The 23,887-nt window shown below is 48.3% G+C and carries 23 protein-coding genes; 6 read left to right on the top strand and 17 right to left on the bottom strand.

Features of this window, described 5'->3' with window-relative positions; genetic code table 11:
- Positions 1–11 precede the first annotated feature (11 nt).
- Both rplY and AWQ22_RS04515 read right to left on the bottom strand, forming a co-directional pair.
- A complete protein-coding gene (gene rplY / locus AWQ22_RS04520) occupies positions 12–305 on the bottom strand; it encodes a 50S ribosomal protein L25 (RefSeq protein WP_065710324.1) in 294 nt (97 codons plus the stop codon).
- 55 nt (positions 306–360) lie between these two features.
- The gene (locus tag AWQ22_RS04515; RefSeq protein WP_065710323.1) at positions 361–1,692 is read right to left on the bottom strand and encodes an adenylosuccinate synthase; all 1,332 of its coding nucleotides are present in this window, start codon (positions 1,690–1,692) and stop codon (positions 361–363) included.
- 92 nt (positions 1,693–1,784) lie between these two features.
- On the opposite strand from AWQ22_RS04515, the gene dapB reads away from it, so the two are divergent.
- Genes dapB through AWQ22_RS04500 form a run of 3 tightly spaced genes read left to right on the top strand, consistent with a single transcriptional unit; the run spans position 1,785 to position 4,177 of the window.
- The gene (gene dapB / locus AWQ22_RS04510) at positions 1,785–2,612 is read left to right on the top strand and encodes a 4-hydroxy-tetrahydrodipicolinate reductase (protein WP_065710322.1); all 828 of its coding nucleotides are present in this window, start codon (positions 1,785–1,787) and stop codon (positions 2,610–2,612) included.
- Between the two features lie 14 nt (positions 2,613–2,626).
- A complete protein-coding gene (locus AWQ22_RS04505; RefSeq protein ID WP_065710321.1) occupies positions 2,627–3,457 on the top strand; it encodes a transposase in 831 nt (276 codons plus the stop codon).
- A gap of 3 nt (positions 3,458–3,460) precedes the next feature.
- Positions 3,461–4,177 (top strand): hypothetical protein, encoded by a 717-nt coding sequence (locus tag AWQ22_RS04500; RefSeq protein WP_012306507.1) that lies wholly within the window; start codon positions 3,461–3,463, stop codon positions 4,175–4,177.
- A gap of 5 nt (positions 4,178–4,182) precedes the next feature.
- Here AWQ22_RS04500 and AWQ22_RS04495 read toward each other — a convergent pair whose 3' ends face one another.
- Positions 4,183–4,752 carry a nicotinate-nucleotide adenylyltransferase gene (locus AWQ22_RS04495; protein ID WP_065710320.1) on the bottom strand — a complete coding sequence of 190 codons (570 nt, stop codon included), beginning with the start codon at positions 4,750–4,752 and terminating at the stop codon, positions 4,183–4,185.
- A gap of 55 nt (positions 4,753–4,807) precedes the next feature.
- Here AWQ22_RS04495 and pgsA point away from each other — a divergent pair, with 55 nt between their 5' ends.
- A complete protein-coding gene (gene pgsA, locus AWQ22_RS04490; protein WP_065710319.1) occupies positions 4,808–5,344 on the top strand; it encodes a CDP-diacylglycerol--glycerol-3-phosphate 3-phosphatidyltransferase in 537 nt (178 codons plus the stop codon).
- Here the strand turns inward: pgsA and AWQ22_RS04485 are convergent.
- The 5 genes from AWQ22_RS04485 to rsfS all read right to left on the bottom strand — a co-directional run bounded on the left by AWQ22_RS04485 (position 5,249) and on the right by rsfS (position 10,317).
- Positions 5,249–6,544 (bottom strand): O-antigen ligase, encoded by a 1,296-nt coding sequence (locus AWQ22_RS04485; RefSeq protein ID WP_232321485.1) that lies wholly within the window; start codon positions 6,542–6,544, stop codon positions 5,249–5,251. The two genes, pgsA and AWQ22_RS04485, sit on opposite strands and share 96 nt — an antisense overlap.
- Before the next feature lie 71 nt (positions 6,545–6,615).
- Positions 6,616–7,116, bottom strand: a complete 501-nt coding sequence (locus AWQ22_RS04480) for a hypothetical protein (protein ID WP_065710318.1) — start codon at positions 7,114–7,116, stop codon at positions 6,616–6,618.
- Between the two features lie 45 nt (positions 7,117–7,161).
- Positions 7,162–8,487, bottom strand: a complete 1,326-nt coding sequence (locus AWQ22_RS04475) for a Mur ligase family protein (RefSeq protein ID WP_065710317.1) — start codon at positions 8,485–8,487, stop codon at positions 7,162–7,164.
- A gap of 90 nt (positions 8,488–8,577) precedes the next feature.
- A complete protein-coding gene (locus AWQ22_RS04470; RefSeq protein ID WP_232321483.1) occupies positions 8,578–9,420 on the bottom strand; it encodes a pentapeptide repeat-containing protein in 843 nt (280 codons plus the stop codon).
- 513 nt (positions 9,421–9,933) lie between these two features.
- Positions 9,934–10,317: a ribosome silencing factor gene (gene rsfS, locus AWQ22_RS04465; protein WP_045442200.1), complete on the bottom strand. Its 384-nt coding sequence runs from the start codon at positions 10,315–10,317 to the stop codon at positions 9,934–9,936.
- Positions 10,318–10,568: 251 nt separating this feature from the next.
- Between rsfS and AWQ22_RS04460 the strand changes: the two genes are divergently transcribed.
- On the top strand, positions 10,569–11,633 hold the full coding sequence (locus AWQ22_RS04460; protein WP_012306499.1) for an ABC transporter ATP-binding protein: 1,065 nt from the start codon (positions 10,569–10,571) through the stop codon (positions 11,631–11,633).
- Positions 11,634–11,642: 9 nt separating this feature from the next.
- Here AWQ22_RS04460 and AWQ22_RS04455 read toward each other — a convergent pair whose 3' ends face one another.
- The 7 genes from AWQ22_RS04455 to AWQ22_RS04425 all read right to left on the bottom strand — a co-directional run bounded on the left by AWQ22_RS04455 (position 11,643) and on the right by AWQ22_RS04425 (position 20,683).
- The gene (locus AWQ22_RS04455; RefSeq protein ID WP_065710315.1) at positions 11,643–13,052 is read right to left on the bottom strand and encodes a serine/threonine-protein kinase; all 1,410 of its coding nucleotides are present in this window, start codon (positions 13,050–13,052) and stop codon (positions 11,643–11,645) included.
- A 209-nt stretch (positions 13,053–13,261) separates the two neighbouring features.
- The gene (locus tag AWQ22_RS04450) at positions 13,262–13,558 is read right to left on the bottom strand and encodes a type II toxin-antitoxin system RelE/ParE family toxin (protein ID WP_065710314.1); all 297 of its coding nucleotides are present in this window, start codon (positions 13,556–13,558) and stop codon (positions 13,262–13,264) included.
- Positions 13,555–13,770, bottom strand: a complete 216-nt coding sequence (locus AWQ22_RS04445; protein ID WP_065710313.1) for an addiction module protein — start codon at positions 13,768–13,770, stop codon at positions 13,555–13,557. Before AWQ22_RS04445 ends, AWQ22_RS04450 begins: the two co-directional genes overlap by 4 nt.
- Before the next feature lie 231 nt (positions 13,771–14,001).
- Positions 14,002–15,801: a bifunctional serine/threonine-protein kinase/formylglycine-generating enzyme family protein gene (locus tag AWQ22_RS04440; RefSeq protein ID WP_065710312.1), complete on the bottom strand. Its 1,800-nt coding sequence runs from the start codon at positions 15,799–15,801 to the stop codon at positions 14,002–14,004.
- Positions 15,802–16,291: 490 nt separating this feature from the next.
- Positions 16,292–17,137, bottom strand: a complete 846-nt coding sequence (gene fghA, locus AWQ22_RS04435; protein ID WP_065711629.1) for an S-formylglutathione hydrolase — start codon at positions 17,135–17,137, stop codon at positions 16,292–16,294.
- Positions 17,138–17,196: 59 nt separating this feature from the next.
- On the bottom strand, positions 17,197–18,306 hold the full coding sequence (locus AWQ22_RS04430) for an S-(hydroxymethyl)glutathione dehydrogenase/class III alcohol dehydrogenase (RefSeq protein WP_030007548.1): 1,110 nt from the start codon (positions 18,304–18,306) through the stop codon (positions 17,197–17,199).
- Between the two features lie 106 nt (positions 18,307–18,412).
- The gene (locus AWQ22_RS04425; RefSeq protein WP_232321481.1) at positions 18,413–20,683 is read right to left on the bottom strand and encodes an MASE1 domain-containing protein; all 2,271 of its coding nucleotides are present in this window, start codon (positions 20,681–20,683) and stop codon (positions 18,413–18,415) included.
- 295 nt (positions 20,684–20,978) lie between these two features.
- Between AWQ22_RS04425 and AWQ22_RS04420 the strand changes: the two genes are divergently transcribed.
- Positions 20,979–21,890 carry an alpha/beta fold hydrolase gene (locus tag AWQ22_RS04420; protein WP_065710310.1) on the top strand — a complete coding sequence of 304 codons (912 nt, stop codon included), beginning with the start codon at positions 20,979–20,981 and terminating at the stop codon, positions 21,888–21,890.
- Between the two features lie 65 nt (positions 21,891–21,955).
- Here AWQ22_RS04420 and AWQ22_RS04415 read toward each other — a convergent pair whose 3' ends face one another.
- The gene (locus AWQ22_RS04415) at positions 21,956–23,173 is read right to left on the bottom strand and encodes a HAMP domain-containing sensor histidine kinase (protein WP_065710309.1); all 1,218 of its coding nucleotides are present in this window, start codon (positions 23,171–23,173) and stop codon (positions 21,956–21,958) included.
- Positions 23,174–23,325: 152 nt separating this feature from the next.
- Entirely contained in the window at positions 23,326–23,802 is a 477-nt protein-coding gene (locus AWQ22_RS04410; protein WP_062432975.1) for a nuclear transport factor 2 family protein, read from the bottom strand.
- Between the last annotated feature and the right edge of the window lie 85 nt (positions 23,803–23,887).

Genomic DNA, 23,887 nt, shown 5'->3' with positions numbered 1-23,887 from the left:
ATTAGGTGTCCTTACGCAGCATCCGTGTGGAAAAAGCTGAGGTGTAGTAAATTCCGCTTCCAGGGGTGGGACTGGATTTCTCGCACGACCGCAGTGCCAGACCAATCGGGGGTTTTGACTTCAACTACGGTTTCGTTGGGGGTTACTTTTTTCAGCAACGTTAGGGCATCTTTGTAGTCCACCACAAAAACATCAGAATCAGCACCCTTATGGCCATAGAGGTTGACGGGTAGGAGGCCGTCACGGCGGAGTGCACGGGGGTTAACCCCTTCAGGGCGAGCTTGACATTCAATCGTTAAAGACATGGGAAATAACCTAAATAAATAGCGTTAGAAAATAAAAAGTTAAAAAATAGCAGGCTTAGCCGATGGGTTCACCGTTACGATCCAACAAAGCCCGTTTGGGGCCATGGATTGGGTCTTCGACGATGATCGTTTGTTCTCGACCTGCCCCTAGAGAAACAATGGCGATCGGCACGTCCATTAGTTCTGCTAGGAATTTCAAGTAGGCAAGCGCTTCCTTGGGCAACCCATCGAGGGAACGACAATCACTCGTGGGCTGTTTCCAGCCGGGCATTGTCTTGTAAATCGGCTGGCAACGAGCAAACAGATTAGCATTACTCGGGAAGTGTTCACAAGCTTCCCCGTCGATTTCGTAGGCCACACAGACCTTGATCTCATCGAGGGAATCGAGCACATCTAATTTAGTAATCGCTAGACAATCTAGGCCATTGATCCGTGCCGCGTAACGTCCGATAACGGCATCAAACCAGCCGCAGCGCCGCCGCCGCCCCGTGGTTGTCCCAAATTCTGCACCCACATGGCCAAGGAGTTCACCGATCTCGTCGTCGAGTTCTGTGGGGAACGGCCCTTCGCCGACCCGTGTGGTGTAGGCTTTAGCGACGCCAATCACGCGGTCAATGATGGTGGGGCCAATGCCAGCACCAACACAAGCCCCCCCAGCAATGGGGTTAGAGGAGGTGACGTAAGGATAGGTTCCGTGGTCAATATCGAGGAGTGTGCCCTGGGCGCCTTCAAAGAGGATATTTTTCTTCGCGTTGACGCCTTCAAAAACCTTCAGGGAACTGTCTACGACGTGGGGACGTAGCGCATCGGCATAGGCACGATATTCTTCGATGACTTCCTGGGGATCTAGGGGAGGCAGATCGTAGAGTTTTTCGAGAATGACGTTTTTGTATTTGATCGCCCAAACGAATTTGTCTTGGGAGTTATCAAGATCCATGAGGTCTAGAACTCGTACCCCCGTCCGTTCGGACTTATCGGCATAGGTCGGGCCGATTCCCCGTCCGGTGGTGCCAATTTTGCGATCGCCGCGCATTTCTTCGGAGGCCCCATCGATTAAACGGTGGTAGGGCATCGTCACGTGGGCGGTTTGGGAGATAAACAGATTTTCCGTCGAAACATTCAGACGGTGGAGCTGATCAATTTCTTCGAGGAGGACTTTCGGGTCAATGACCGTCCCTGAGCCGATGATACATTCGGTATCTGGATATAAAATGCCGGAAGGGATTAGATGAAGCTTAAAAGTTTGTCCCTGCACAACGACGGTGTGTCCTGCATTCACGCCCCCTTGGGAGCGCACGACAACATCGGCGGATTTGCTCAGTAAATCCGTGATCTTTCCTTTTCCTTCGTCACCCCATTGGGCACCAATGACAACTACGTTAGCCAAGGGTTTGTCTACTCTAATTCACACAAACTTCAATTATTGTGACTTTGGCGATCTTGTGTCAAGCTTTTTAAAAAAGTTTTCTAAGGGAAGTCATGGAAAATATCAACAAAATCCCAGTGGTGATCAACGGTGCCGGTGGCAAAATGGGCCGGGAAGTGGTCAAAGCAGTGGCTGGGGCAGCGGATCTAGAAATTGTCGCTGCTGTGGATAAAAATCCGGCGCTCCTCGGTCAGGATGCAGGGGAAGTTGCGGGCTGTGGTGCGATTGAAGTGCCCATTGTGAATGATTTAGAGGCTTCCCTGGTCATGGCGACCCAGAGCAAAATCCAAGGGGTGATGGTGGACTTTACCCATCCCAGTGGGGTTTATGCGAATACGCGCGCGGCGATCGCCTATGGGGTGCGTCCTGTTGTGGGAACCACAGGATTAAGCGAAGAACAAATCAATGACCTCAAGGAATTTGCCGAAAAAGCCAGCACCGGAGCATTGATTATTCCCAACTTTTCCATTGGCGTCGTCCTCATGCAACAGGCTTCATTACAGGCCGCTAAATATTTTGATCACGTCGAAATCATCGAGCTACACCACAACCAAAAAGCCGATGCCCCCAGTGGCACTGCGATTAAAACGGCGCAGATGTTGGCGGAACTCGGCAAGCAATTCAATCCCGCTGAAGTAGAAGAAAAAGAAGAGATGCCCGGTGCAAAGGGAGCTGTCACCGAAGATAATATCCGCATCCATAGCGTTCGGTTACCTGGTTTAATCGCCCACCAGGAAATGATTTTCGGTGCTCCTGGTCAAATCTATACCCTACGCCATGACACCAGCGATCGCTCCTGCTATATGCCCGGTGTACTGCTCTCGATTCGTAAAGTGACTGAGTTAAATACCCTTGTTTACGGCTTAGAAAATATCCTGTAGTACTTGCCAAAATTATGGCTAAATCCGCCGATATTGGCAGTAAACGTCTCATTAGTCTTAACCCCGATGCCTGGGTGCAGTGGGTCATGGGGGATCAAACGCTCCAGGCCCAGGAATTTATCGATCCCCAATTCCAGTGGGTCAGCCGGGATAGCGATGTGCTGTTGCGCGTGACCTGTCCCCAGGATGGCGATTTTCTGCTGCTCAACGAATTGCAGTTGCGTTATACCGCCCAGATGCCCCGTCGGATGACGGCCTATGCAGCCTTAGCGCGGGAAAAATTCAACTTGCCCGTTTACCCAGTACTGATCAATATTCTGCCCCCGGCAAGCAAACCCCAGATTCCGACTTCCTACCAAGCGGTGTTTAAAGGGTTGCAAACGAGGCAGGACTATCAGGTGATTAATCTTTGGGAGGTGGAAGCTAATTTGGTTTTGGCCCAATCCCTAACCTCATTGTTGCCCTTTGTTCCGATTCTCGCCGGGGGCAATGATGAAAGCTTAATTCGGGAAGCGGTCTACCAACTCCGTCAAGAGGAACGACTCGATGAATTGGAGCCGCTGTTGGCCTTTTTTGCTAGCTTTGTATTGGATCTGCCCCTTGTTCAACAAATTATGAGGTGGGATATGACTGTACTTCGGGAATCGCCTTGGTATAACGAAATTCTTAGTCGAGGTCAGCGTCGAGGTCAGCGAGAAAAAGAAATTTCAGTTGTACTTCGTCTTTTACAAAGGAATTTTTCGGTGGAGGAAATTGCCGAGATTGTCGATGATTCTGTTGAAGCGGTGACCAAAATCATTCAGGATCATCAAGGGCGATCGCCACAAGAGGGCACCCAAGATTAACCAATGCTCATTCCCATTACCCAAGAGAAATTTGAACAACTGATTCCCCTGGTCGCCAGCGCCGAGCAATACCAATATTACTGGGGGAAAACCGAAGATTTTTTACGACGCGCCCTAATCTCCTTTATTTTGGTGGTCTTGTTTTATTTACTGGGCCTCTTGCTGCGAGAAACCGATTCCCTGCGGCTCTTGACCCAAATCATTGGTGGTTTGTATTGGTTTTGGTCGCCCATTTACTCAGCCAGTCTGAAAAACGCAGAATATCGACGGCAAGCCTACTGTTTTTTTTGGCGAGGCAAGATTCTCGATGTTTACCTCACCGAAGAAATTGTCCGTACCCAGGAAGAAGTCGATAAACTTGGTCGTTTGTTGCGGGTCGAAAATCGAGAACGCCGCATTAACTTAGAAGTCGGCGACAAAGAAGGCTATTTGGCCCGCATTCAAGCCCCAGTCGCCCCCATCCATCGCAACCTCAAACCAGGCCAAGCCGTTGAACTGTTGGTGTTATCGAATCAGCGCAATCTCGGCCCCAAACTAAAGGTGACGGATGCCTATGTACCTCGACTGAATCTTTGGGTAGGGCTATATCCCTATTTGCGACGGGATGTGTTTTGGGATGTGCGGGAACAACTGCGGGTACGCTACAGCAAAAATCCCAATAATCCTCCCCCAAGACCCTATCCAAAACGGCGATCGCCCCGACTGATGCGTAATTTTTAAACGACTCAAGAAAGCTCTTGATACAGCTTGTGGGTCTGGATATATTCAGTAACAGCGGGAATAACTGTCTTTTGTTTGCCTTCACTGCGATATTCACTGGAAGAAACCGAAGGCGGCACATAGGTAGCCGTTTCCCAGGAACCCTTGAGGGCTTCTAGTTGTTGGAGTGCTTCTGGTTGGAGAGGGTAGCCCCGGCGGGGAAAGATGAGGAGAGTAACTTGTCGGAGGAGATCCTTGGCCCGGTACCAACGGGGAATTTGACTGACTAGATCAGAGCCAATTACCAGAAAAAACGCTGTTTCTTGACCCCAAATAGTCTGGGCGTGCTGGAGGGTATGTAAGCTGCGGCGATCGCTGAGGCGTTCATCCACCAAAACATTGTCGCAACCTAAATCTTCGATCACCAACTGCAACATCGCCGACCGTTGAGCCAAGGATGCCCCATGCTTTTTAAAGGGATTATCGGCAGCCCAAACCGCCACTTGATCGTAATGTTCACTGAGCCAGCGGAGGATCGCTTGGTGGCCCACCGTAGGCGGATCAGCACTGGTACCAAAGAGGGCAACGCGTGTCATGGAAACAGACATTGGTGTGACATGATGGGAGGTTAGGTTGTTCTGAGAAGTTTATATGAATTTACCCACTTGGATCACGGTTTCTCGATTGGCGGGTGTGCCTTTCCTCTTATTTCTGTTAGAAAATCCGACGCCGAGACTACGTCTCATTGCCCTAATTATTTTTCTCGTCGTGGCCCTGACCGATTGGCTGGATGGCTATTTAGCCCGCAAACTGGATCAGGTGACAGATTTAGGCAAATTTCTCGATCCCCTCGTGGATAAACTGCTGGTCACAGCGCCGCTATTATCTTTGGTTCATCTACAACAAATTCCTGCTTGGGGCGTTTTCCTGATTTTGGCGCGGGAACTGACCATTGCTGGCTGGCGCGTCACCGGGGAAAAGAAAATTCAGGGGGCCAATCTCTGGGGAAAGGCGAAAACAGTGACCCAAATTGCGGCGATCGCCTTGTTAATTTACCCAATTACCGCCCAAGGGGAAATATTGGCTTTCGGTTTATTCTGGCTGGCTGTCGCTTTGACTTTGATTTCTGGGGTAATTTACCTGTTGCCCCAAACCCCAGATCGCGCTCAGGAGGAGCCAAGTAAATAGATTTAAACGCAAATCCAGCACCGTCACATCAAGGGTATTAAACAAAATATAACCGCCAAAAGCCATCAGATAACTGAACAACAACAGGCGATCGCCCCGATCAGATAACCTGCGCCAGGCCAACACTCCCTGGGCATAGAGCCAGCCGATGGTACCGATCAGTAAAGCAGCGAAGGGAATGCCAATTTCAGAAGTGAGCATCAGATAAAAATTGTGGGGGTGGCCCAGCCAACGGTTCATCGCCACTTCGTAGCTGGGGGTAAAACTGCGGATGCCCCACCCCGTCAAAGGCCGCTGACGAATCATGTCTAGGACAAACTGCCATTGGGTAATGCGGAGATCTTCGATGGCACGGCCACGGTGCATTTGATCCGATAAACGCCCCCAAAAATAGTAAGGCACAATCTGACGCAGGGGATCGCGCCAGGGGGTTTGGCCAAAAGATGCGCCGAGAATGGCGGTACCGAAGCCCGTTGCAAAGCCACAAATCCACCACCAACCCACATAAATGGCATAGATAAACAGCCCTAAAAAGGCGATCGCCCAGACATTCCGGGAATTTGTCAAAATCAGGGCAACACCATCGAGGAGTAGGGTCACAGTGAGATAAAGAAAAATTCGGGACTGCCGTAACTTTCCCCAAGCGAAATCCCGCAACCACAGCCCCACCCCCAATAAAAAAGCCATCAGCAGATAGGCGGCGCAAATGTTGGCATACATGAACGTGGAGGACAACCGCGTGGGGGGATTTCCTTCCCCTGTCAAACCCCAGCCAAACAGTTGCCAAATCAGAGGGGGCGTCCGCCAGCCAAACCAAAGCTCCCCTAAACCTAAAACGGCGATCGCCAAAGAAGGGGCCACAATCAGCCACGCCAAGCGATCCAAACGCTCCAAGGTATTAAAGAGGGTCGAGAAAGCGAGAAAAACTAGGAAAAACGGGACAAAGTTAGCAACCCCCAACAACGATTCCAAAGGATAGGGGGCGATCGCCGTTACTCCGAATAGCCAAATTGAAATGGCCCCAAAAATCCAAGTTAACGGTTGCTGCCATAGCTGTCGTCCAGCCTGTTTTAACAACATAATCATTTGAATCCCCAGACAAGCGACCCCCCAGCCAGGGGCGATCGGCAGGAGAACCATCCCCAGTTCTGTTAGGGGTGGTAAATATTCTAAAGTTGAGGCTGACGAATGTTTGATCATACCGAGGGGAAGGGAGCCACAGCTTTCAAATCCTACCGCACCACCCCACTCTTCTTGGATTGCTGGAGATTCTAACCGCCCCAAATGCCCCAACTGGTCAAGCCAATGAGACCCAAGCCCAAAGCCCACCAGAGAAACTGATTATCCTGGGTTTCAATTTGGGATAGATCTTCCAAATCCTCGATGGCAAGTGCTTTGGTTTCCACTTTTTTCTTGCCTTCGACGTAGAGCGATTTTGCCGGATCAAGGTTATCTAAGCTGGGGATTTCCGTGAGCCACTCCTTGGGCCGTTCAAGTTTGGGAGCTTCGAGGATGTACAGTTGTCGCTGGGCCCGTTGGCTGGTGCTGGCAAAGGGATGGGTCATTAGTTCGCGGCAGAGGGCGATCGCCTTTTCCCCTTGATTGTTCGCCTGGTACGCACTGACAAGCCAGAGTTGCACTTCCCCAGATTCGCGGGAATAGGGAGGTAGATTTGCAACGGTGCGCTGGAAATAGTCGATGCTTTGGCGATATTCCCCCTGAAGAAAAGCATCCTTGCCAGTTTCAAACAAAATTTGCGTCGTGGTATCCATCAAAAAAAACGGTGGCGCTGGAGAGCAGAATTTATTTTTGCTAGCCTACAAAATTTTGCGGCCCGTCAACATTTGGCGCACCTCTAACATCGCTGAATAGGTGGGCAGGATATGGAGGGTTTGCTCGGCTGGACTGAGGGCGATCGCCTGGTCGAGGGCTTTTGTTAAATCCGGTTCCACAATTAATTCGGCAGCCCCTTCGCAATAGCGCAGCCGCAGGGCCATGTCGTAGGTGCGATCGCCGCTGATGATAATTTTGCCGGGGGATTGGGTGAGCTTCTCGAGATCCACATCCCAAATCCAGGACACATCGGTGCCGTCAGGGGTGCGGTCATTGAGTACGACGAGGACGGTGCTCGTTTTCCCTTGCTGCTGTAAATCAGTGACAGCGCGGACTGTTTCGTTCATGCCCACGGGATTTTTGGAGAGGAGAATCCGCACCGATTTTCCTTGGACGGTTAATTCTTCCGCCCGACCAAAGGCTGCTTTAAACGACTGAATCTGCTCGTTGATGATGTCCCGGTGAATGCCCAGGGTTTCCGCCAAGAGAGCGGCAGCAAGGGTGTTGTATTTGTTATAAACGCCGATGAGGATTTGACCCCAGTCTGGACTGTGGATGTCGAGGGGATTTTTGGCAAAGCCGCAACTATCGCAGTGGTAATCGCCGAGGTGAGAGAGGTAAACGCCTTTGTAGGTGAGAGGCGCACCGCAGCGGGGACAATAAATGGAATCGACAGCGTGGGGGATGGCCTCTAGGTATAGGTCTGGCTCGTTGAGGCCAAAAAATTTCACCGTCTGGCTGAGGTTTTGCCCCAGATCATTGAGGGTCGGGTCGTCGCCATTGACGATAATCGTGGTTTCCGGCGGGAGGGGGGCGATCGCCGTTTGCCAACGCTGACTAATGGTATCGACTTCGCCGTAACGGTCGAGTTGGTCACGGAATAAATTGAGGGCGAGGATATGGGTCGGGGAGCAGGTTTTGAGGAGGATCGGAATAATATTTTCATCCACTTCTAGGATCGCGTAGTCAATGTCGAGCTGGCCGAAAAGATTCGCGTGCTCCAGGAGGGCCGTCGTTAAACCATTGATCAAATTTGCCCCGGTAGCATTGTGGGCGAGCTTATAGCCCTGGGCCGTGAGGATTGCTTTAATCAGCAGAGAAGTCGTGGTTTTACCATTGGTGCCCACCACCAAAATGACGCCTTTTTTCGCCTGTTGGAACAGATCCGGCAGAATCTCTGGAAAAATGCGTCGGGCGATCGCCCCCGGTAAGACACTGCCCGCACTAAGCTTGAGGCCCCGTACCACCGCTGTAATTGTTTTGCCTAAACCACAGGCGATCGCCAACCGTACACTGCGCAAAATAGCCATTCCCTTCGGCTGTCTCCCAGACTGTCTAAGTCCTTAAACATAACAGAACTTGCAGTCCCTGCCTATCTCTGGGCGAGGTCTGACTGACAACTAACCAACGGCCTGGGGTAAACCTTGCCAGCCCCCGTGGGCATCCGGTGAATGATAGGTCAAATTAGCCAGCACCGGACGATCGATTCCCGGTAAATACGCTAAAATTTCTGGCTCGAGCAACACATTCCGCAGGTCTGCCCCTTCTAATTTTGCTCCGACGATCTTTGCTCCCCGCAGATCTGCCTCGACTAAACAGGCGAGCTTTAGATTGGCTTCGACGAGATTACTCCCCTGGAGATTCGCCTGCTGGAGATTAGCGCCATAAAGTTTCGCCCCTGAAAAATTTAGCCCGGCTAAATCCATGCCCAGCAAATTCACATCCCGTAAAAAAGCGCGGCTAAAATTGCCATGGTGTAAATTAGCGTGCTGGAGATCCGCATGGCCTAGGCGTGCTTCCTGGGCATTGACCCAAGCTAAATTTGCCTGATTTAAGTTTGCCTGGCATAGGTTCACCCGGGCGAGATTCGCGCCGCACAGATTAGCCCGCCGGAGATTCCCGCCCCGTAGATTGGTATGGTCTAGGCTGGCTCCACACAAACGCGCTTCGACCAATTGAGCGTTGACCATAAAAGCCCCGTCTAAGGTCGCTTTCGTTAAATCTGTACCAACAAGCTGGGCATCGTTTAGTTTGGCATGGGCGAGGTTTGCCCAATTTAATGCCGCCCCAGACAAATCGGCTTTCAGTAAAAATGTTCGACTCAGATTCGCACCCATGAGGTTGGCCTCCTGGAAGTTAACGCCAATTAATGCCTCACCCCGGAGATCGGCTCCCTGCAGGTTAATCCCGGCAAAGTTTCGTTCCCCATGTTCGTAGGCGCGTAGTAATTGTTGAACATTCATGGATTTCGACCCACAAAACAAAAAAATAGCGCTAATTCCATGCCATGACTGGACAGAATCACGGTGACGGGCTGCTATTTCAATTCACGTTTATTCTATATCTTAAAAAATTCTTAAAAGGGAATCTCCAGGGTGATCGCCAAAAAAATTCACGAAGATTTTGGGAAACTTAATAACTTTCTCTGGGGTTGGAAATGCCGGAGAAATTGAGATTTGGCGTTACATTTCTTCTTAAAGAAATATCAATTATTTTCCCAGAAATACTCACAAATAATGCTTTGAAAAAGTTTTTTGAGTGAGGTCTACCTGTAAAGAAATAAAGCTTTTCGTGATTTCTGAAAGGAAAATTAATGGCCTTGTCATCGGAGTATTACGCAGCACTTTCCTGAGAAAATAAACAGACAATGCAATATATCGCAATGACATTCGAGACATCCTTGCGATCTGACTCAGTATAAAGGCCACTAGCTACCGGAAAATTGATGTTTTTTTGACAGAAAACAGCTTTAAGATTTAAGGGAGTGCCGGTTCAAACTCAATGCGTTCGGCATGGCCCCAGAAGGCTTCGAGGTTATAAAATTCCCGTTCCTGGGGTAAGAAGATGTGTACAATCACTTCGCCATAATCTTGGAGAATCCACATCCCTTCGCTTTTGCCCTCCATCCGTAGGGGCACTTTGCCATATTTTGTTTCTAATCTTTCTTCGATGGCATCGGCGATCGCCCGCACCTGAGTCCGCGAGAATCCTGTCACCACAACGAAAAAATCCGCCAGATAGGAAATTTGATCTACCTTCAAAATCGTAATATCTTCGGCTTTCCGGTCATCGGCCGCAGCCGCGATATCCCAGACTAAACGTCCATTTTCATGGGCTTCAAGGGTTTTCGGTAGAGTCATTAACGGTTCTGTTGTGAATATCAATAGAGCAAAAATAATTGTTCTTCTAGCTTACCGTGGAATCTCCCCCACAGCACCCCAGGGAGAACAAAGGCACTTTCCTCCGATTGTGCAAAATATCTTGCTGTTGATCGATCAAACTAAATATTCCTATGTTATGATGCAGCAGTTGAGAATAGTTCTTAATTGATTGGCGATCGCCTCTGGGAATTGTCTCAAGGCCCTGCCATTAGAGTCACCGTTAAACCCCCATGAATGATTCCCCCATCCTACGCGTCGAAAGTCTTTGTAAACGTTTCAGTGCCCAAGATCTACCAGCGGTCAAAGATATTCAGTTTCAACTCAAACAGGGGGAAATTCTCGGACTTTTAGGGCCTTCCGGTTGCGGTAAAACGACGTTACTGCGCTTAATCGCCGGGTTTGAGCAGCCCAGCGCAGGACAAATTATTCTCAACGGCGTACCCGTTAGTACCCCAGAAAATTGCCTTCCCCCAGAGCGACGGAATACCGGGATGGTTTTCCAAGACTATGCCCTGTTCCCCCACCTCACCATCGCCGATAACATTGCCTTTGGGTTGCGCCACCGTGAACGCAAATTTTCCCGCCAGGAAATTCGCCAACGAATTCAAGAAATTTTGCATTTAGTGGGACTTGCGGGCCTAGAAAAGCGCTATCCCCACGAGCTATCTGGGGGGCAACAGCAACGGATCGCCCTCGCCCGCGCCCTAGCACCCCGTCCTTCGTTAATTTTGTTAGATGAACCCCTGAGTAATTTGGATGTGCAGGTGCGCCATCACCTCCGCCATGAAATTCGCCAAATTATTAAAGCGGCGGGCATTTCGGCGATTTTCGTCACCCACGACCAAGAGGAAGCACTGGCCATTTCGGATCGGATTGCAGTGATGCGCCAGGGGAATTTAGAGCAGTTGGGCACACCAGAGGAAATTTATACCCGCCCGGCCTCTCGGTTTGTGGCGGAATTTGTCACCCATGCGAATTTTCTACCAGCCCAGTGGATCGGTGGGGTTTGGCGCACGGAGATCGGTGAATTTAAAGTGGCGATCGCCCCCCCAGAACAGGCCGCAGAGGGAGAATTAATGGTGCGGGAGGAGGAATTGGAATTGATTCCCCAGCCAGAATCCCCGGTAATTGTGAAGGAGCGGCAATTTTTGGGCCGGGAATACCGCTATTGTCTCCAGACAGATTCGGGGAAATGTCTCCATGCCCGCATGGGAGTCAACCAATTGGTTCCCGTCGGGTCGCGGGTCGAAATTAAGATCCAATCGGCGACCCCCCAAGTATTTGCTGCGTCCTAAAAATTTGGGCTAGAGCTTAAAAGAATAAAGAATTTCCCCATCAGGCGATCGCCGGGTCGTGCCGTTAAATTCCTTGGCCCTGGCGTCGAGATATTTTTGCGCTTCTTTGCCGGAAAGTTGGGTACTTTGGGCGAAACGAAGCACCGTCACTTCGCCATTGGTCTCACTGAGGGTTTGGTAGAAATTTTGCCGCAGCCAGTCGGAGTCAAACTTTTCTTTCCGCACTTGGCGATTTAACCGCCACAGCATGAATGAGCCTGTTCCAGTAAAGGGAACCCCGAAAATAATAAAAGCGGCGATCGCCCCTTCGCGGTCCTCCTGGGAGACATTTTCATTGACCCCTTCCACGAGACCGTAGATCGCAATCGGCAGCCCCATAATTAGCAAAGACACCCCGATAAACCGTTGCATGGCACGGAACAGAAACTTCGCCCAGTGGGTTTTTGGGGGAGCGGCGAGGGGCGCTTGTCCTTGAATGTTTTGACCCAAGCCACCACTCACCACCGTTGCGGGCACTGCTGCTTCCTGCAAATTCGTTTTTTGGAGATTAATGGCTGGCTGGGCGACGGGTTGGGCGGCCCCCGTCAGGGATTGGAGAGCGGCTTTTACGGCCATGGCCGATGGATAACGACTGCGGAAATCGAAACAAATCATTCGGTCTAGGATCGCCGCAAATTCTGGACTCACCTGGGCATCCTGACGCCAAAGAATCTCTGCAGTTTGGGGATCTTCGTAGAGCTCGTCGCCACTGCGATAACCCATGGGGGGCAACTTCCCGGTCAGGGCCTGGATAATAATCAAGCCTGTGGCGTAAATATCACTACTGAGTTTAGGTTTGCCCCGGCCTTGCTCGTTGGCCATATAGCCAGGGGTGCCAATAATGGTGCCGACACGGGTTTGACCCTGGGCATTAATTTGGGTGCCTGCCAGTTCTTTCACAGCGCCGAAATCGATCAGAACAATTTTGCCGTCCTGTTTCCGCCGAATCAGATTTGCGGGTTTAATATCCCGGTGAATCACGTTTTGGCTATGGATAAAACTGAGGGGTTCGAGGATACTTTTTAACAGGGCGATCGCATAGGCTTCACTGAGTTTTTTGCCGACGGTGATTTCCCGCTCTAGGCTGTGGCCTTCAACAAAATCCTGAACCAGGAAAAATTCTTGATTGATTTCAAAATAGGCGAGCAAGTGGGGAATTTGATCATGATCGCCCAGGCGATTGAGCAGTTGGGCTTCCGCTTCAAAAAGCCGCCGCGCTACCTTCAGGGCTTCGGGATCAGAAAAACTGGGTTTAAACTGCTTAACGACACAGGGCTTGTTGAATTGTTTGATGTCCTCGGCGATAAAAGTTTGCCCAAAGCCCCCCGCCGCCAAGGATGTGACGATGCGATAGCGGCCATCGAGTAACTGCCCAATCATAATCTCTGTAATGCTTGGCTCACACCTAAACTGATGTTCCCATTATGGAACAGGTTCGGCGAAAACATTTAGCCAATCAGGAATTGGGCGTGGTGCCGGACATGGTCAAGCATAAAAGTGGCAATGAAAAAATAGCTATGGTCATAGCCGTCTTGGTAGCGGAGGGTGATGCTGGTGGGCATGGGACAAAGGGCAAAAGGAAAACTAAATTACTGTAAACGGGATTGCTGTTGGGGATCTTGTTTGAGGTGAAGACAAGCAATAATAACTATTTGCGTTTCTGCGATGATGTAAAACAGAGCGTAGGGAAAGCGGCGGATAATTTTGCGGTGGATGTCTTTTCTAACGACAGGGTGAGCTTCGGGATAACGTTGAATTTGGGCGAGGTTCGCATCGATGATCCGGATAAATTCTGACCCAAGTCCTTTGCTCCGCTGTTCATACCAATCATAGATTGTTTCTAAGTCTTGTTCTGTTTGAGGAGTTAGAACAACAGGTCGTTTCATCGGTCTAAAATGCGCTGCTGTACTTCTGCCCAAGGGGAAACGTCTGTCGGATGGGCTTGGTATTGCTTTTGACGGCGATCGAGATCTGCTATTTGAAGTTGAGTGAGGGGAAGGTCATCTGTTGTGGTGGCAATGTCGTCCCACAGGTCTTGTACGAGTTGAATTTTTTCAGCAAGACTTAATTCTTGGATTTGTTGTTGGAGAATACTCATCGTATTTCTAGGAGAAGGATTAGGAGCGTGCAACTTCCACAATTTTACTCTGGTTGGTATTTGAGGTTGTTCATCAGCACAAAATTTGAATCCTGCCATCAATAGAGACAGCATAGCCTTTCAACCAAGCTACTCTACCACGCGGCCCCAAGGTGATTTTTGGATGAGATTGCTCTCATCGCTGGATTTAGGCTGGACTCCCCACTAGGCACGCTCAATACATTTACACATCTATTGATTCTGGTAAAAATTGGGAGCACTGGAGCCAACGCAAACCACTCGACACCCAACCCAGACCCCCCCGTAGGAGCCGTTCAGGTTGACCCTGAAGCGATATGCCGAGCGACAAAACCTCGGACTGTTGTTCAAAGAACCGCCCCGTAGTATACGAAGCCTTTCATAAATAGATGGCCATGTAGCGTTGCCATTTTCGCTCACTCGCTTTGACTTTTCCATATAGCTATCGTGCCAAGGATCTGCACACCACTCCCATAGGTTACCGTGCATATCGTACAGCCCAAAAGCATTAGCAGGGAAACTGCCTACAGCCGTTGTTTTTCGTCGATAGACCCCGGTTTTCCCTTTGCCATAGAAATAATTTCCATCGTAGTTGGCTTGGTCTGTGCTGATGGTATTCCCAAAATAAAACGCTGTCTTTGTGCCAGCACGACAAGCATATTCCCACTCCGCTTCACTGGGAAGTCGATAGGTTTTTCTTGTTTTTTTATTAATTTCCTCGATAAACTTTTGACAGTCGTTCCACGATACTGAATCTACCGGATAGTTGTCTCCATCGTTGAAATACGACGGATTATTTCCCATCACCGCCTGCCATTGTCCTTGGGTGACTAAGAATTTTCCCATGTAGAAGGGTTTTTTGATCTTTACGTGATGTTGTGGGCGTTCGCGCTTAAAGTAATCGACTTTATATTCCTTGCACAGTTTAGTGATTTCATCATACGGTGTCCCCATCATGAAGCTTCCCGCTGGGATCAATATCATTTCTAGCTTGACCCCATTACCCAAGTCCTCCACGAAAGAAGATGGCATTGAGGGCTGATTTCTAGCAGAGGATACCCGTGGCGTAGTAATCTGCTGTGGTTGATTCTTGTTTGTGTTTAAGACTGATAAAACTTCCGTTGCTGCAGCAAAGCGCTCCTTTGGACGCAGGCTCAACATTTTCAAAAGTATCTGCTCTAGTTCTTTGCTTAGAGAAATCCGATTGCGCCGACACCAATCCCCAAAGACCCATTCACAATTAGGAATGTCATAGACCTCATCTTCGAGCAAGCCATTGACCTCTTGCGCAAATCTCCCCGTTAATAACCGAACTGTTGTCGCCGCTAAAGCATAAAGATCAGAGGAATAATCCACATACCCTCGCATTTGTTCTGGTGGCGCATATCCTGTAGTCCCCGCAGTCGTCCCCACCTGAGTTAAAGTACTGCCCACCTGCTTCGACACCCCAAAATCAATTAGTACATATTGTTGTTTTTCCGTTTGATAAATAATATTTTCCGGCTTAATGTCTCGGTGAATCACCTTTTGTCCATGGACAAATTCTAAAACCTTGAGCAGACTAGCCAAAAATTCCCGGATCTTTGCCTCAGGAAAACGCCCTTGAGACAGTACTAGATCTAGTAGATTTTTGCCTTCTATATATTCTTGAACGATATAAAGCTTGCTCTCTTCTTCAAAAAATGCCAACAGATCAGGAATTTGGGGATGTTTGCCCAACTCTTTCAACTGCTTCGATTCCCGTTTAAACAATTCTTTCGCTTTTTCGAGCACCGCACTGCCAGATGCTCCTCCCAAGTTCGGCAAAAACTGCTTAATCACGCAGGGTGTGTCCCAGGTATCCGAGTCGATCGCCAAAAATGCTCTTCCAAAACCACCTTCCCCTAAAAACTGCACCGAACGATAGCGATTTCTTAGGGTCAACCTTTTACCGCAACGCTGGCAAAATTTATGATCATAGGGATTGATAGTTTGACAATCGGGAGCTAGACACTGACTTTGGTGGTAGGTCATGGTGTAAGAACTTGCTGGGATTGGAAAACAGTGAAACTTACAGAATTTTCGTGGTGTATTCTGACAATTTTAAACAAAAAAATGCGATCACTTTAGGCGATCGCCGTGGAGATGACGGTTGAGAGTTTTAATCGCGACGGGTTGATTTTTTTCGAGATTAAAGGCGCGGTAGGTCAGCCCACAGCCGCTGGGGGTCAAGCTTGCATCGATACGATAACGGTTTTTGAGGACTTGTTGGGGGCTGACAAATGGTCATAACAACGGGAGAACACTTACACCAATCTTATAAAGTTTTGGCTTAATCAGGATATGTGAACAGTGAGTTGCTGTTTAATGTTCTCGGCGATAAAGGTTTGCCCAAAGCCTCCCGCCGCCAAGGATTTGACGATGCGATAGCGGCCATCGAGTAACTGCCCAATCATAATCTCTGTAATGCTTGGCTCACACCTAAACTGATGTTCCCATTATGGAACAGGTTCGGCGAAAACATTTAGCCAATCAGGAATTGGGCATGGTGCCGGACATGGTCAAGCATAAAAGTGGCAATGAAAAAATAGCTGTGGTCATAGCCGTCTTGGTAGCGGAGGGTGAGGGGTTGACCGACTTTTTCACAGGTGATCGCCAATTTTTCTGTCAGTAATTGTTTCTCCAAAAAACCATCGGCGCTGCCTTGATCCACCAGGATTGGGTACTTTAAAGGGCCATTTTTTTGTAAGAGAGCCGTCGCATCATAATTTTCCCAGAGGGTTTTATCCGTGCCCAGATAAGCAGTAAACGCTTTTTCTCCCCAGGGGCACTGACTCGGCGCAACAATCGGCGCAAAGGCGGAAACCGACTGGTAGAAATCAGGCTGCCGGAGGGCACAAACGAGCGCCCCGTGACCTCCCATGGAATGGCCAAAAATTCCCCGTTTCGCCGTCACGGAAAAGTTCGCTTCGATGAGTTGGGGCAGTTCCTCGATGATGTAACTGTACATTTGGTAATGGTTTGCCCAGGGCTGTTGGGTTGCATCCACATAGAAACCGGCGCCACTGCCAAGATCCCAATCTTTATCCTCGTCGGCGATGCCCGTATTGCGGGGGCTGGTGTCGGGGGCCACGAGCATTAAGCCATAGTCTGCGGCATATTTTTGGGCGCCCGCCTTCGTGGTGAAATTTTCCTCAGTACAGGTCAAACCTGATAAGTAATAGAGGGTTGGTATGGGTCGAGTTTCGGCTTGGGGCGGCACAAATACCGCAAAATTCATCGGTACACCGCACACCTCGGAATTGTGCTGGTAATACTGCACTTTGCCGCCAAAACAGAGGGTTTCTTTCGTTAAAACAAGGTTTGTCATCATTAATTTGATCGTGCTGTGGGGGCTTACTATGGTAAACCCCTACCAATTTTGAGGATCTAAAAGGTGACCACGCTGCGGATAGATTCTCCGGCGTGCATCAGGTCAAAGGCTTCGTTAATTCTTTCAAGGGGCATGGTGTGGGTAATCAGATCGTCGATGTTGATCTTGCCTTCCATGTACCAATCGACAATTTTCGGCACATCGGTGCGGCCCCTCGCGCCCCCGAAGGCTGTTCCTTTCCAGACACGCCCCGTCACCAACTGGAAGGGTCGGGTACTAATCTCTTGGCCTGCGCCTGCTACCCCAACAATAGTAGAAACCCCCCAACCTTTATGGCAGCTTTCCAACGCCTGGCGCATCACCTCCACATTGCCAATACATTCAAAGGTGTAGTCCGCACCGCCTTTTGTTAAATCCACTAAGTAGGGAACGAGATCACCCTCGACTTCCTTGGGATTGACGAAATGGGTCATGCCAAATTTTTCGGCGATCGCCTTTTTATCATCGTTAATATCGACGCCGACAATCATATCTGCCCCCACCATGCGACAGCCTTGGATCACGTTCAGGCCAATGCCCCCCAAGCCGAAGACAATTACCTTTGACCCCACTTCAACTTTCGCCGTATTGATCACCGCCCCGATCCCCGTGGTGACACCGCAGCCGATGTAGCAGACCTTATCAAAGGGGGCATCTTCGCGGATTTTTGCCAGGGAAATTTCCGGCACCACGGTGTAGTTAGCAAAGGTGGAGGTGCCCATGTAGTGAAACAGCGGTTCGCCATTGATCGAAAAACGTCCGGTGCCATCGGGCATCACACCCCGGCCTTGGGTGAGTCGGATCGCCTGACAGAGATTTGTTTTAAAACTGAGGCAATATTCGCACTCGCGGCATTCTGGCACATAGAGGGGAATGACGTGATCGCCCGGCTTTAGGCTTTTGACCCCAGGCCCCACTTCAACCACAACCCCAGCCCCCTCATGGCCCAGGATCGCCGGGAATAGCCCCTCTGGATCGGCCCCAGATAAAGTGTAGGCATCGGTATGACAAACCCCCGTCGCCTTGATTTCTACCAGCACTTCTCCAGCTTTGGGGGGTTCGAGTTGGACGGTTTCTACCTTGAGGGGTTCTTTTGCTGCATAGGCGATCGCCGCTTTCACATCCATGGGGTCAATCCTTAAATTTTGGTTTTAGTCGTTACTATTCTAAAGACAAATACTAGGGGTATAGATTTTTGCTAAATCTAGGGGTTCATCGGCAAACACAAGGCTTTTAAAATACGAGGCGACAACATTGCGATCGCCACAGGGCCTGTACCAACAAATCCAACCGCACAGGCTTGGTAATATAATCATCCATCCCAACCTCCAAACAAGCCAACCGATCATGCTGCATGGCATTGGCCGTCAGCGCAATGACATAGGGATGTGGCTCCAAATTTAGTTTAAGTAATGCTTTGGTGGCGTCTAAGCCGTCCATTTCAGGCATCTGAATATCCATCAAAATCACATCATAAATTTGCTGTTCAACTGCCTCTAGGACTTCTAAACCATTACTTACAATGTCCACCTGATAACCTAAATTCTTTAGGATTTTTGCGACAACCTTTTGATTCGTTAAATTATCTTCCGCTAAGAGGATCTTCAGGGGCAATTTCGTCGCCAACTCTCGATCAAAAACAAACAAAGGATTTTGCTTTTTTTCAAGGGAGTCACTAGGCTTATTGACAATTTGAGTACAGATCATAAACTCGAATTTACTGCCGACGCCCGGCTGACTCGTCACCGAAATTTTGCCGCCCATCATCCGGACAATTTCTTGACTAATGGCGAGACCCAAACCAGTCCCTTGGGTTTTGAATTTGGCTTTACCAGTTTGTTCAAAAGGCAGAAAAATCAAGTTGAGCTTATCAGGCTCGATACCAATCCCAGAGTCTTCAACTTCAAAATTGAGCAATGTATAGGTCTCACTCAAATCGGGAAAAGAATGAAGTTTTAAGCGAAAAATAATCTGGCCTTTTTCTGTAAATTTCGCCGCATTATGCAAGAGATTTAACAATACTTGCTTAAGCTTTTTTTCATCAATGCTCACCACTGCTGGCAACTGGGGGGGGAATTCACAAATGAATTCAATGGCATCGGTATTAATTTGCGCTTGAATAATGCCCTTAATCCCTTGGAGAAATTTTGGAAAATCTACTTCTTGAAAATGAAGTTCGACTCTTCCCGCTTCAATGCGAGAAATATCTAAAATATCTTCAATGAGATGGAGTAGGTGAATCCCTGAGTCACTGATGGTTTGTAAATCTCCCCGTTCGTATTCGTCTAAATTATCAGAATCTTTGAGCAGTTCCACTAACCCTAAAATAGCGTTTAAAGGGGTGCGCAACTCATGGCTCATACTAGACAGAAACCGCGTTTTGGTGCGATTCGCATTTTCTGCTGCTTGTTTGGCTTCGATGAGCTCTAAGTTTTGTTGCTCTAATAAAAAGGCATTTTCTTTCAGGATTATTTTGCTTTGTTCAAGTTGTGATGATTTTTCTTGGAGGTGGAGTTTAGATTGGCGCAAATTGTTAAAGGCTTCTTTTTTTTCTCGTAAAGTCGCCATTAAGCTCAAATTAGTCACCACGATGACCACGGTGAATAACTGCAAGCGTAGTAAAGATTCGTTGATATCTTCACTGGCAAAGGAACCCAGTCCCCGCACAGTGCCGAGTGCCGCTAACATTGTCACGAGGGAAATAAGATTTGTCGCGCCAAATTGACCAAAACGAATCACGGCCCACACCAGACAGGGAATGAGCATATATTCCAAATGGAAATTTTGAGAAAAAGAAATATAACTAATTAACAAAATAATTGTGAGTAGGCTTAGGGCCTCAATAAATCTTGTTTCAAACAATAATTTCCAGGCAAGTTTACTAGGCTTTTTATAAAGCTTGTTAAAAGTGAAAATTGCTTTTTGAATGAGACGATTTAAGGTTTGTGGTTGAAATAGCTCATACCAACTAATTAGGGCCGGGGTGAAAATGTAGATTCCAGAAACGTTAGAAATCCACCAAGTTAACCAAGATGCTCCAAAGTTTGCCCAAGTGACTGTATTGCCGATGGCAAGGGCAAAAACTCCGGCTGTGGCATTGATTGCCGGGGTTAAAATACCGATAAATAGAAGAAATTTGCAGAGATCGTCAAGCTTTTTGAGGGGATTTTTGCGCTGAATTTTGGTATCTAGTAAGTACTTTCCCAAGCCCATACCGCTTGTGGTGCCTAGGGCGATCGCCAATACCTGCACAATTGAAGTGAGGGCTTGATTGAGATTTCCCCCCTGAAAAAAAGCCCAAATATTCGCTAAAAAAGAGCCAAGAAATACCCCTGGTAATACTTGATAGCCATAGATAAATGTTGCTGCCAGGGCAATGCCATCGGGGGGCCATATAGGGGTAACGGATTGGGGGGTCGAAGCAACCTGGCGAGAAATTTCTGCGGTCCCGTAATAGGCTAAGGCAAGCAAAATAATGAGGATAAACCGTCGAGATAGTTTCAAGGGCGGTTGCGGGAAATGGAACATGACGATCCTGATGGAGCTTGGACAGATTTTGGCAGGTGAATCACAATGGGTAGCTGTAACTTAAATTGGGAAATGTCAACTGGCACAAAGAGCTCTAAGGAACTAAGTCCTACTATTCTATTATTGTCGAAAAACCACAACTACCCAAGCATACAATTTTGCTTGAGCGTGCCCTAGCTCCCTAAATTTTCTCGGACACCGTTTGCTTGTAGGCCAGGGGCAAACCTGTAACAATAAGTAGGCAATTTGGCTGCATTTGTTGAAATCCCCTATGTATCCTTCTTTTTTACCGCCTCTGGTTAATCAGCTTACGGAACTTGATGCGATTCGCCTCGCCCAGCAGCTCCAACAGGTGGCGATCGCCACTCCGCTTCAGACAGATCCCATCTTGACGAGCTTTGTCCAACAGGGCAGCGGCGACCAAGACATTCTCCTCATCCATGGCTTTGATAGCTCAGTTTTAGAATACCGCTATCTTTTGCCCAAATTAGCCCAGCAGCATCCTGTTTGGGCCGTGGATTTGCTCAGTTTCGGTTTTACGGAGCGACCAGAACAGCTTCCCTTTACCCCAGAAACCATCAAAACCCACCTCTACCAGTTTTGGCAACAGCAAATTAATCGCCCGGTAGTGATTGTTGGTGCCTCCATGGGTGGGGCGGTGGCCCTCGATTTTGCCCTGAGCTACCCCGACGCGGTCAAGCAAATTGTCCTCTTAGATAGTGCTGGTCTGGCCCCAAAACCCCTCAGCCGCTTTGCAATGGTACCGCCTTTGGATCGGTGGGCTACACAATTTTTAGGGAGCATGAATATCCGCCGAAAGATTTGCCAGAGTGCCTATTTCGATAAAACAAAAGTCACAACAGATGCGGTGCTCTGTGGCGCGATGCATGTCCAGTGCGATCGCTGGCAGGAAGCCTTGATTCAATTTACAAAAGGCGGTGGCTATGGCTCTTTTTATCCCAAATTGAAGCAGATCCAGCAACCCACCTTAATTCTCTGGGGTGAACAAGACCGAATCCTTGGCACAAAAGCAGCCCATCGCTTTCAACAGGGCTTACCCAATAGCACCCTCCACTGGATTCCCAATTGTGGCCATCTCCCCCATGTGGAGCAAACAACCCTCGTCGCCGAACACATTCTTCGCTTTTGCCAAACTTTAATCCCAATCACATCTAATCATTAGCTTGAATCCTTGAGTTGACAAGAAATATTTTTTAATGGACTCAAGATGATATTTTTTGATTTTAATTAACTGGTGGAAGTTGAAATATTGTTTTTACTGTTATTAAACATTGGTAATCTCACAGTAAAAGTCGTTCCTTTATTGATTCGGCTGGACACATGAATATTGCCTCCAAGGAGATCCACAAACTGTTTAACGATACTTAGCCCTAGTCCTGTACCAGGAATATTACTGGTATTACAACCCCGATGAAACGGTTCAAAAAGATATTTTCGATCTTTTAAGGCAATGCCAATCCCTTCATCTTGGACTTTGATAATTAGTATTTGTTTCCACTTTCTTAAGCTCAAAGTAATTGCGCCACTCGCGTGGGTATAGCGAATCGCATTGGCAAGTAAATTTCCTAAAATTGAATAGAGTAAGCGTTCGTCAAGCTCAGTGATAATCGAATGGCTGGGGCAAATCAATTTAATGGGATCAGACTGACGAATAAATTCTCCTTCCTCTAATAACCGACGGCAAAATGCCACTACATCAACTTTTGTTCGGTTAACTTCTAGAACTTTGGCTTCAATCCTACCAATCACTAAAATATCGTCAATGATTTGAGTCATGCGCTCAACATTCGCATTAATACTGGAAAGATAACCTGCTTTTTCTGCTAAGGAAAGATGGGTGTCATAACGTTTCAGGGAAGAAACAGACAGGGTGATGTTATTAAGGGGATTACGAAATTCATGACAAACCATGGTGATGAAGCGTGAACGCATTTCGCTAAGTTCCCTTAGCTGTTGATTGGCTCGTTGCAACTTTTGGGTCCGCTCTTGAATTTTTTGCTCTAAATCTTCATTGGCCTGTTCAAGAATTTTTTCTGCCCAACGCCGCTGACTAATATCTTGAAATGTGACAACAGCCCCAATTAAAGTGCCATCTTCATCTTTCATGGGGGTGCTGATATATTCCACCGGAAAACTGGTGCCATCTTTGCGCCAAAATACATCGGAAATCACGCGATGGGTACTACCATCTTTGAGGGCGGCATAAATTGGGCAATCTTCACGGGGATAGGGCGAACCATCCACATGGGAATGGTGCAATACCGTATGCATTGACTTGCCGACCAACTCTGTCACTGGCCAGTCAATCATCTTAGCGGCAGCGGGATTAATAAAGGTCACATTGCCATCTAAATCAAGGCCATAAACCCCTTCGCCAACGGCATTTAAAATGAGTTGGTGCTGGCGACGGAGCTGTTTTAATTCTTGGGCAAATGGTTTAGACAAGAAACGTTATTATCCTCGACATCAGTACAGTAGAGAGTATTATGACTGACTCTATCACTCGGCTGCCGTTACCCATTGAGTCAACTCAGACTGATGTGAATCAATGGGCTAATTACCGCTTGCAGATGATGGGAACGCTGGAAATTTTGTATTTATTCAGGGGAATTAATCAATCCGGGATGATCGAGGGGGCGATCGCCAGGGGCATCCCAAAAAAAGCGACGCTCAGATTCGGCAATGGGTTTGTCGTTAATGCTGGCTTCTCGACGGCGCATTAAACCATTTTCGTCAAACTCCCAATTTTCATTGCCATAGGCGCGATACCATTGCCCTGCATCATCCTGCCATTCGTATTGAAAGCGTACCGCAATCCGGTTTTCGTCGAAGGCCCACATTTCTTTGACGAGACGATAATTTAGCTCTTTATCCCACTTGCGGCGCAGAAATTCACGGATATTTTCCCGACCTTGAAAAATTTCAGCACGGTTGCGCCAAAAACTATCTTCTGTATAGGCCATGCACACTTTATCCGGATCGCGACCATTCCACGCATTTTCCGCCATCCGCACTTTGGCGATCGCCGTTTCTCGATCAAAAGGAGGGATTAACTTTTTTGGAGTCGATGTCATATTTCAAAGCCTCAACACAAATTCTGTTTAAAAAAGAGGCTGCCAGCCAATCACTAACAGCCCCGATCCATGCAAACGCCATTAA

Source organism: Picosynechococcus sp. PCC 7117 (assembly GCF_001693275.1).
Taxonomy (GTDB): domain Bacteria; phylum Cyanobacteriota; class Cyanobacteriia; order Cyanobacteriales; family MRBY01; genus MRBY01.
Note: the sequence above shows the minus strand (reverse complement) of the source record. Positions and strands in the feature narration are given on the sequence as shown.

Excerpts from the sequence above, each read along its gene's own strand:
- rplY (WP_065710324.1), bottom strand. The coding sequence starts at position 305 with ATGTCTTTAACGATTGAATGTCAAGCTCGCCCTGAAGGGGTTAACCCC.
- dapB (WP_065710322.1), top strand. The coding sequence starts at position 1,785 with ATGGAAAATATCAACAAAATCCCAGTGGTGATCAACGGTGCCGGTGGC.
- AWQ22_RS04505 (WP_065710321.1), top strand. The coding sequence starts at position 2,627 with ATGGCTAAATCCGCCGATATTGGCAGTAAACGTCTCATTAGTCTTAAC.
- AWQ22_RS04500 (WP_012306507.1), top strand. The coding sequence starts at position 3,461 with ATGCTCATTCCCATTACCCAAGAGAAATTTGAACAACTGATTCCCCTG.
- AWQ22_RS04495 (WP_065710320.1), bottom strand. The coding sequence starts at position 4,752 with ATGACACGCGTTGCCCTCTTTGGTACCAGTGCTGATCCGCCTACGGTG.
- pgsA (WP_065710319.1), top strand. The coding sequence starts at position 4,808 with ATGAATTTACCCACTTGGATCACGGTTTCTCGATTGGCGGGTGTGCCT.
- AWQ22_RS04485 (WP_232321485.1), bottom strand. The coding sequence starts at position 6,544 with ATGATCAAACATTCGTCAGCCTCAACTTTAGAATATTTACCACCCCTA.
- AWQ22_RS04480 (WP_065710318.1), bottom strand. The coding sequence starts at position 7,116 with ATGGATACCACGACGCAAATTTTGTTTGAAACTGGCAAGGATGCTTTT.
- AWQ22_RS04475 (WP_065710317.1), bottom strand. The coding sequence starts at position 8,487 with ATGGCTATTTTGCGCAGTGTACGGTTGGCGATCGCCTGTGGTTTAGGC.
- AWQ22_RS04470 (WP_232321483.1), bottom strand. The coding sequence starts at position 9,420 with ATGAATGTTCAACAATTACTACGCGCCTACGAACATGGGGAACGAAAC.
- rsfS (WP_045442200.1), bottom strand. The coding sequence starts at position 10,317 with ATGACTCTACCGAAAACCCTTGAAGCCCATGAAAATGGACGTTTAGTC.
- AWQ22_RS04460 (WP_012306499.1), top strand. The coding sequence starts at position 10,569 with ATGAATGATTCCCCCATCCTACGCGTCGAAAGTCTTTGTAAACGTTTC.
- AWQ22_RS04455 (WP_065710315.1), bottom strand. The coding sequence starts at position 13,052 with ATGATTGGGCAGTTACTCGATGGCCGCTATCGCATCGTCACATCCTTG.
- AWQ22_RS04450 (WP_065710314.1), bottom strand. The coding sequence starts at position 13,558 with ATGAAACGACCTGTTGTTCTAACTCCTCAAACAGAACAAGACTTAGAA.
- AWQ22_RS04445 (WP_065710313.1), bottom strand. The coding sequence starts at position 13,770 with ATGAGTATTCTCCAACAACAAATCCAAGAATTAAGTCTTGCTGAAAAA.
- AWQ22_RS04440 (WP_065710312.1), bottom strand. The coding sequence starts at position 15,801 with ATGACCTACCACCAAAGTCAGTGTCTAGCTCCCGATTGTCAAACTATC.
- fghA (WP_065711629.1), bottom strand. The coding sequence starts at position 17,137 with ATGACAAACCTTGTTTTAACGAAAGAAACCCTCTGTTTTGGCGGCAAA.
- AWQ22_RS04430 (WP_030007548.1), bottom strand. The coding sequence starts at position 18,306 with ATGGATGTGAAAGCGGCGATCGCCTATGCAGCAAAAGAACCCCTCAAG.
- AWQ22_RS04420 (WP_065710310.1), top strand. The coding sequence starts at position 20,979 with ATGTATCCTTCTTTTTTACCGCCTCTGGTTAATCAGCTTACGGAACTT.
- AWQ22_RS04410 (WP_062432975.1), bottom strand. The coding sequence starts at position 23,802 with ATGACATCGACTCCAAAAAAGTTAATCCCTCCTTTTGATCGAGAAACG.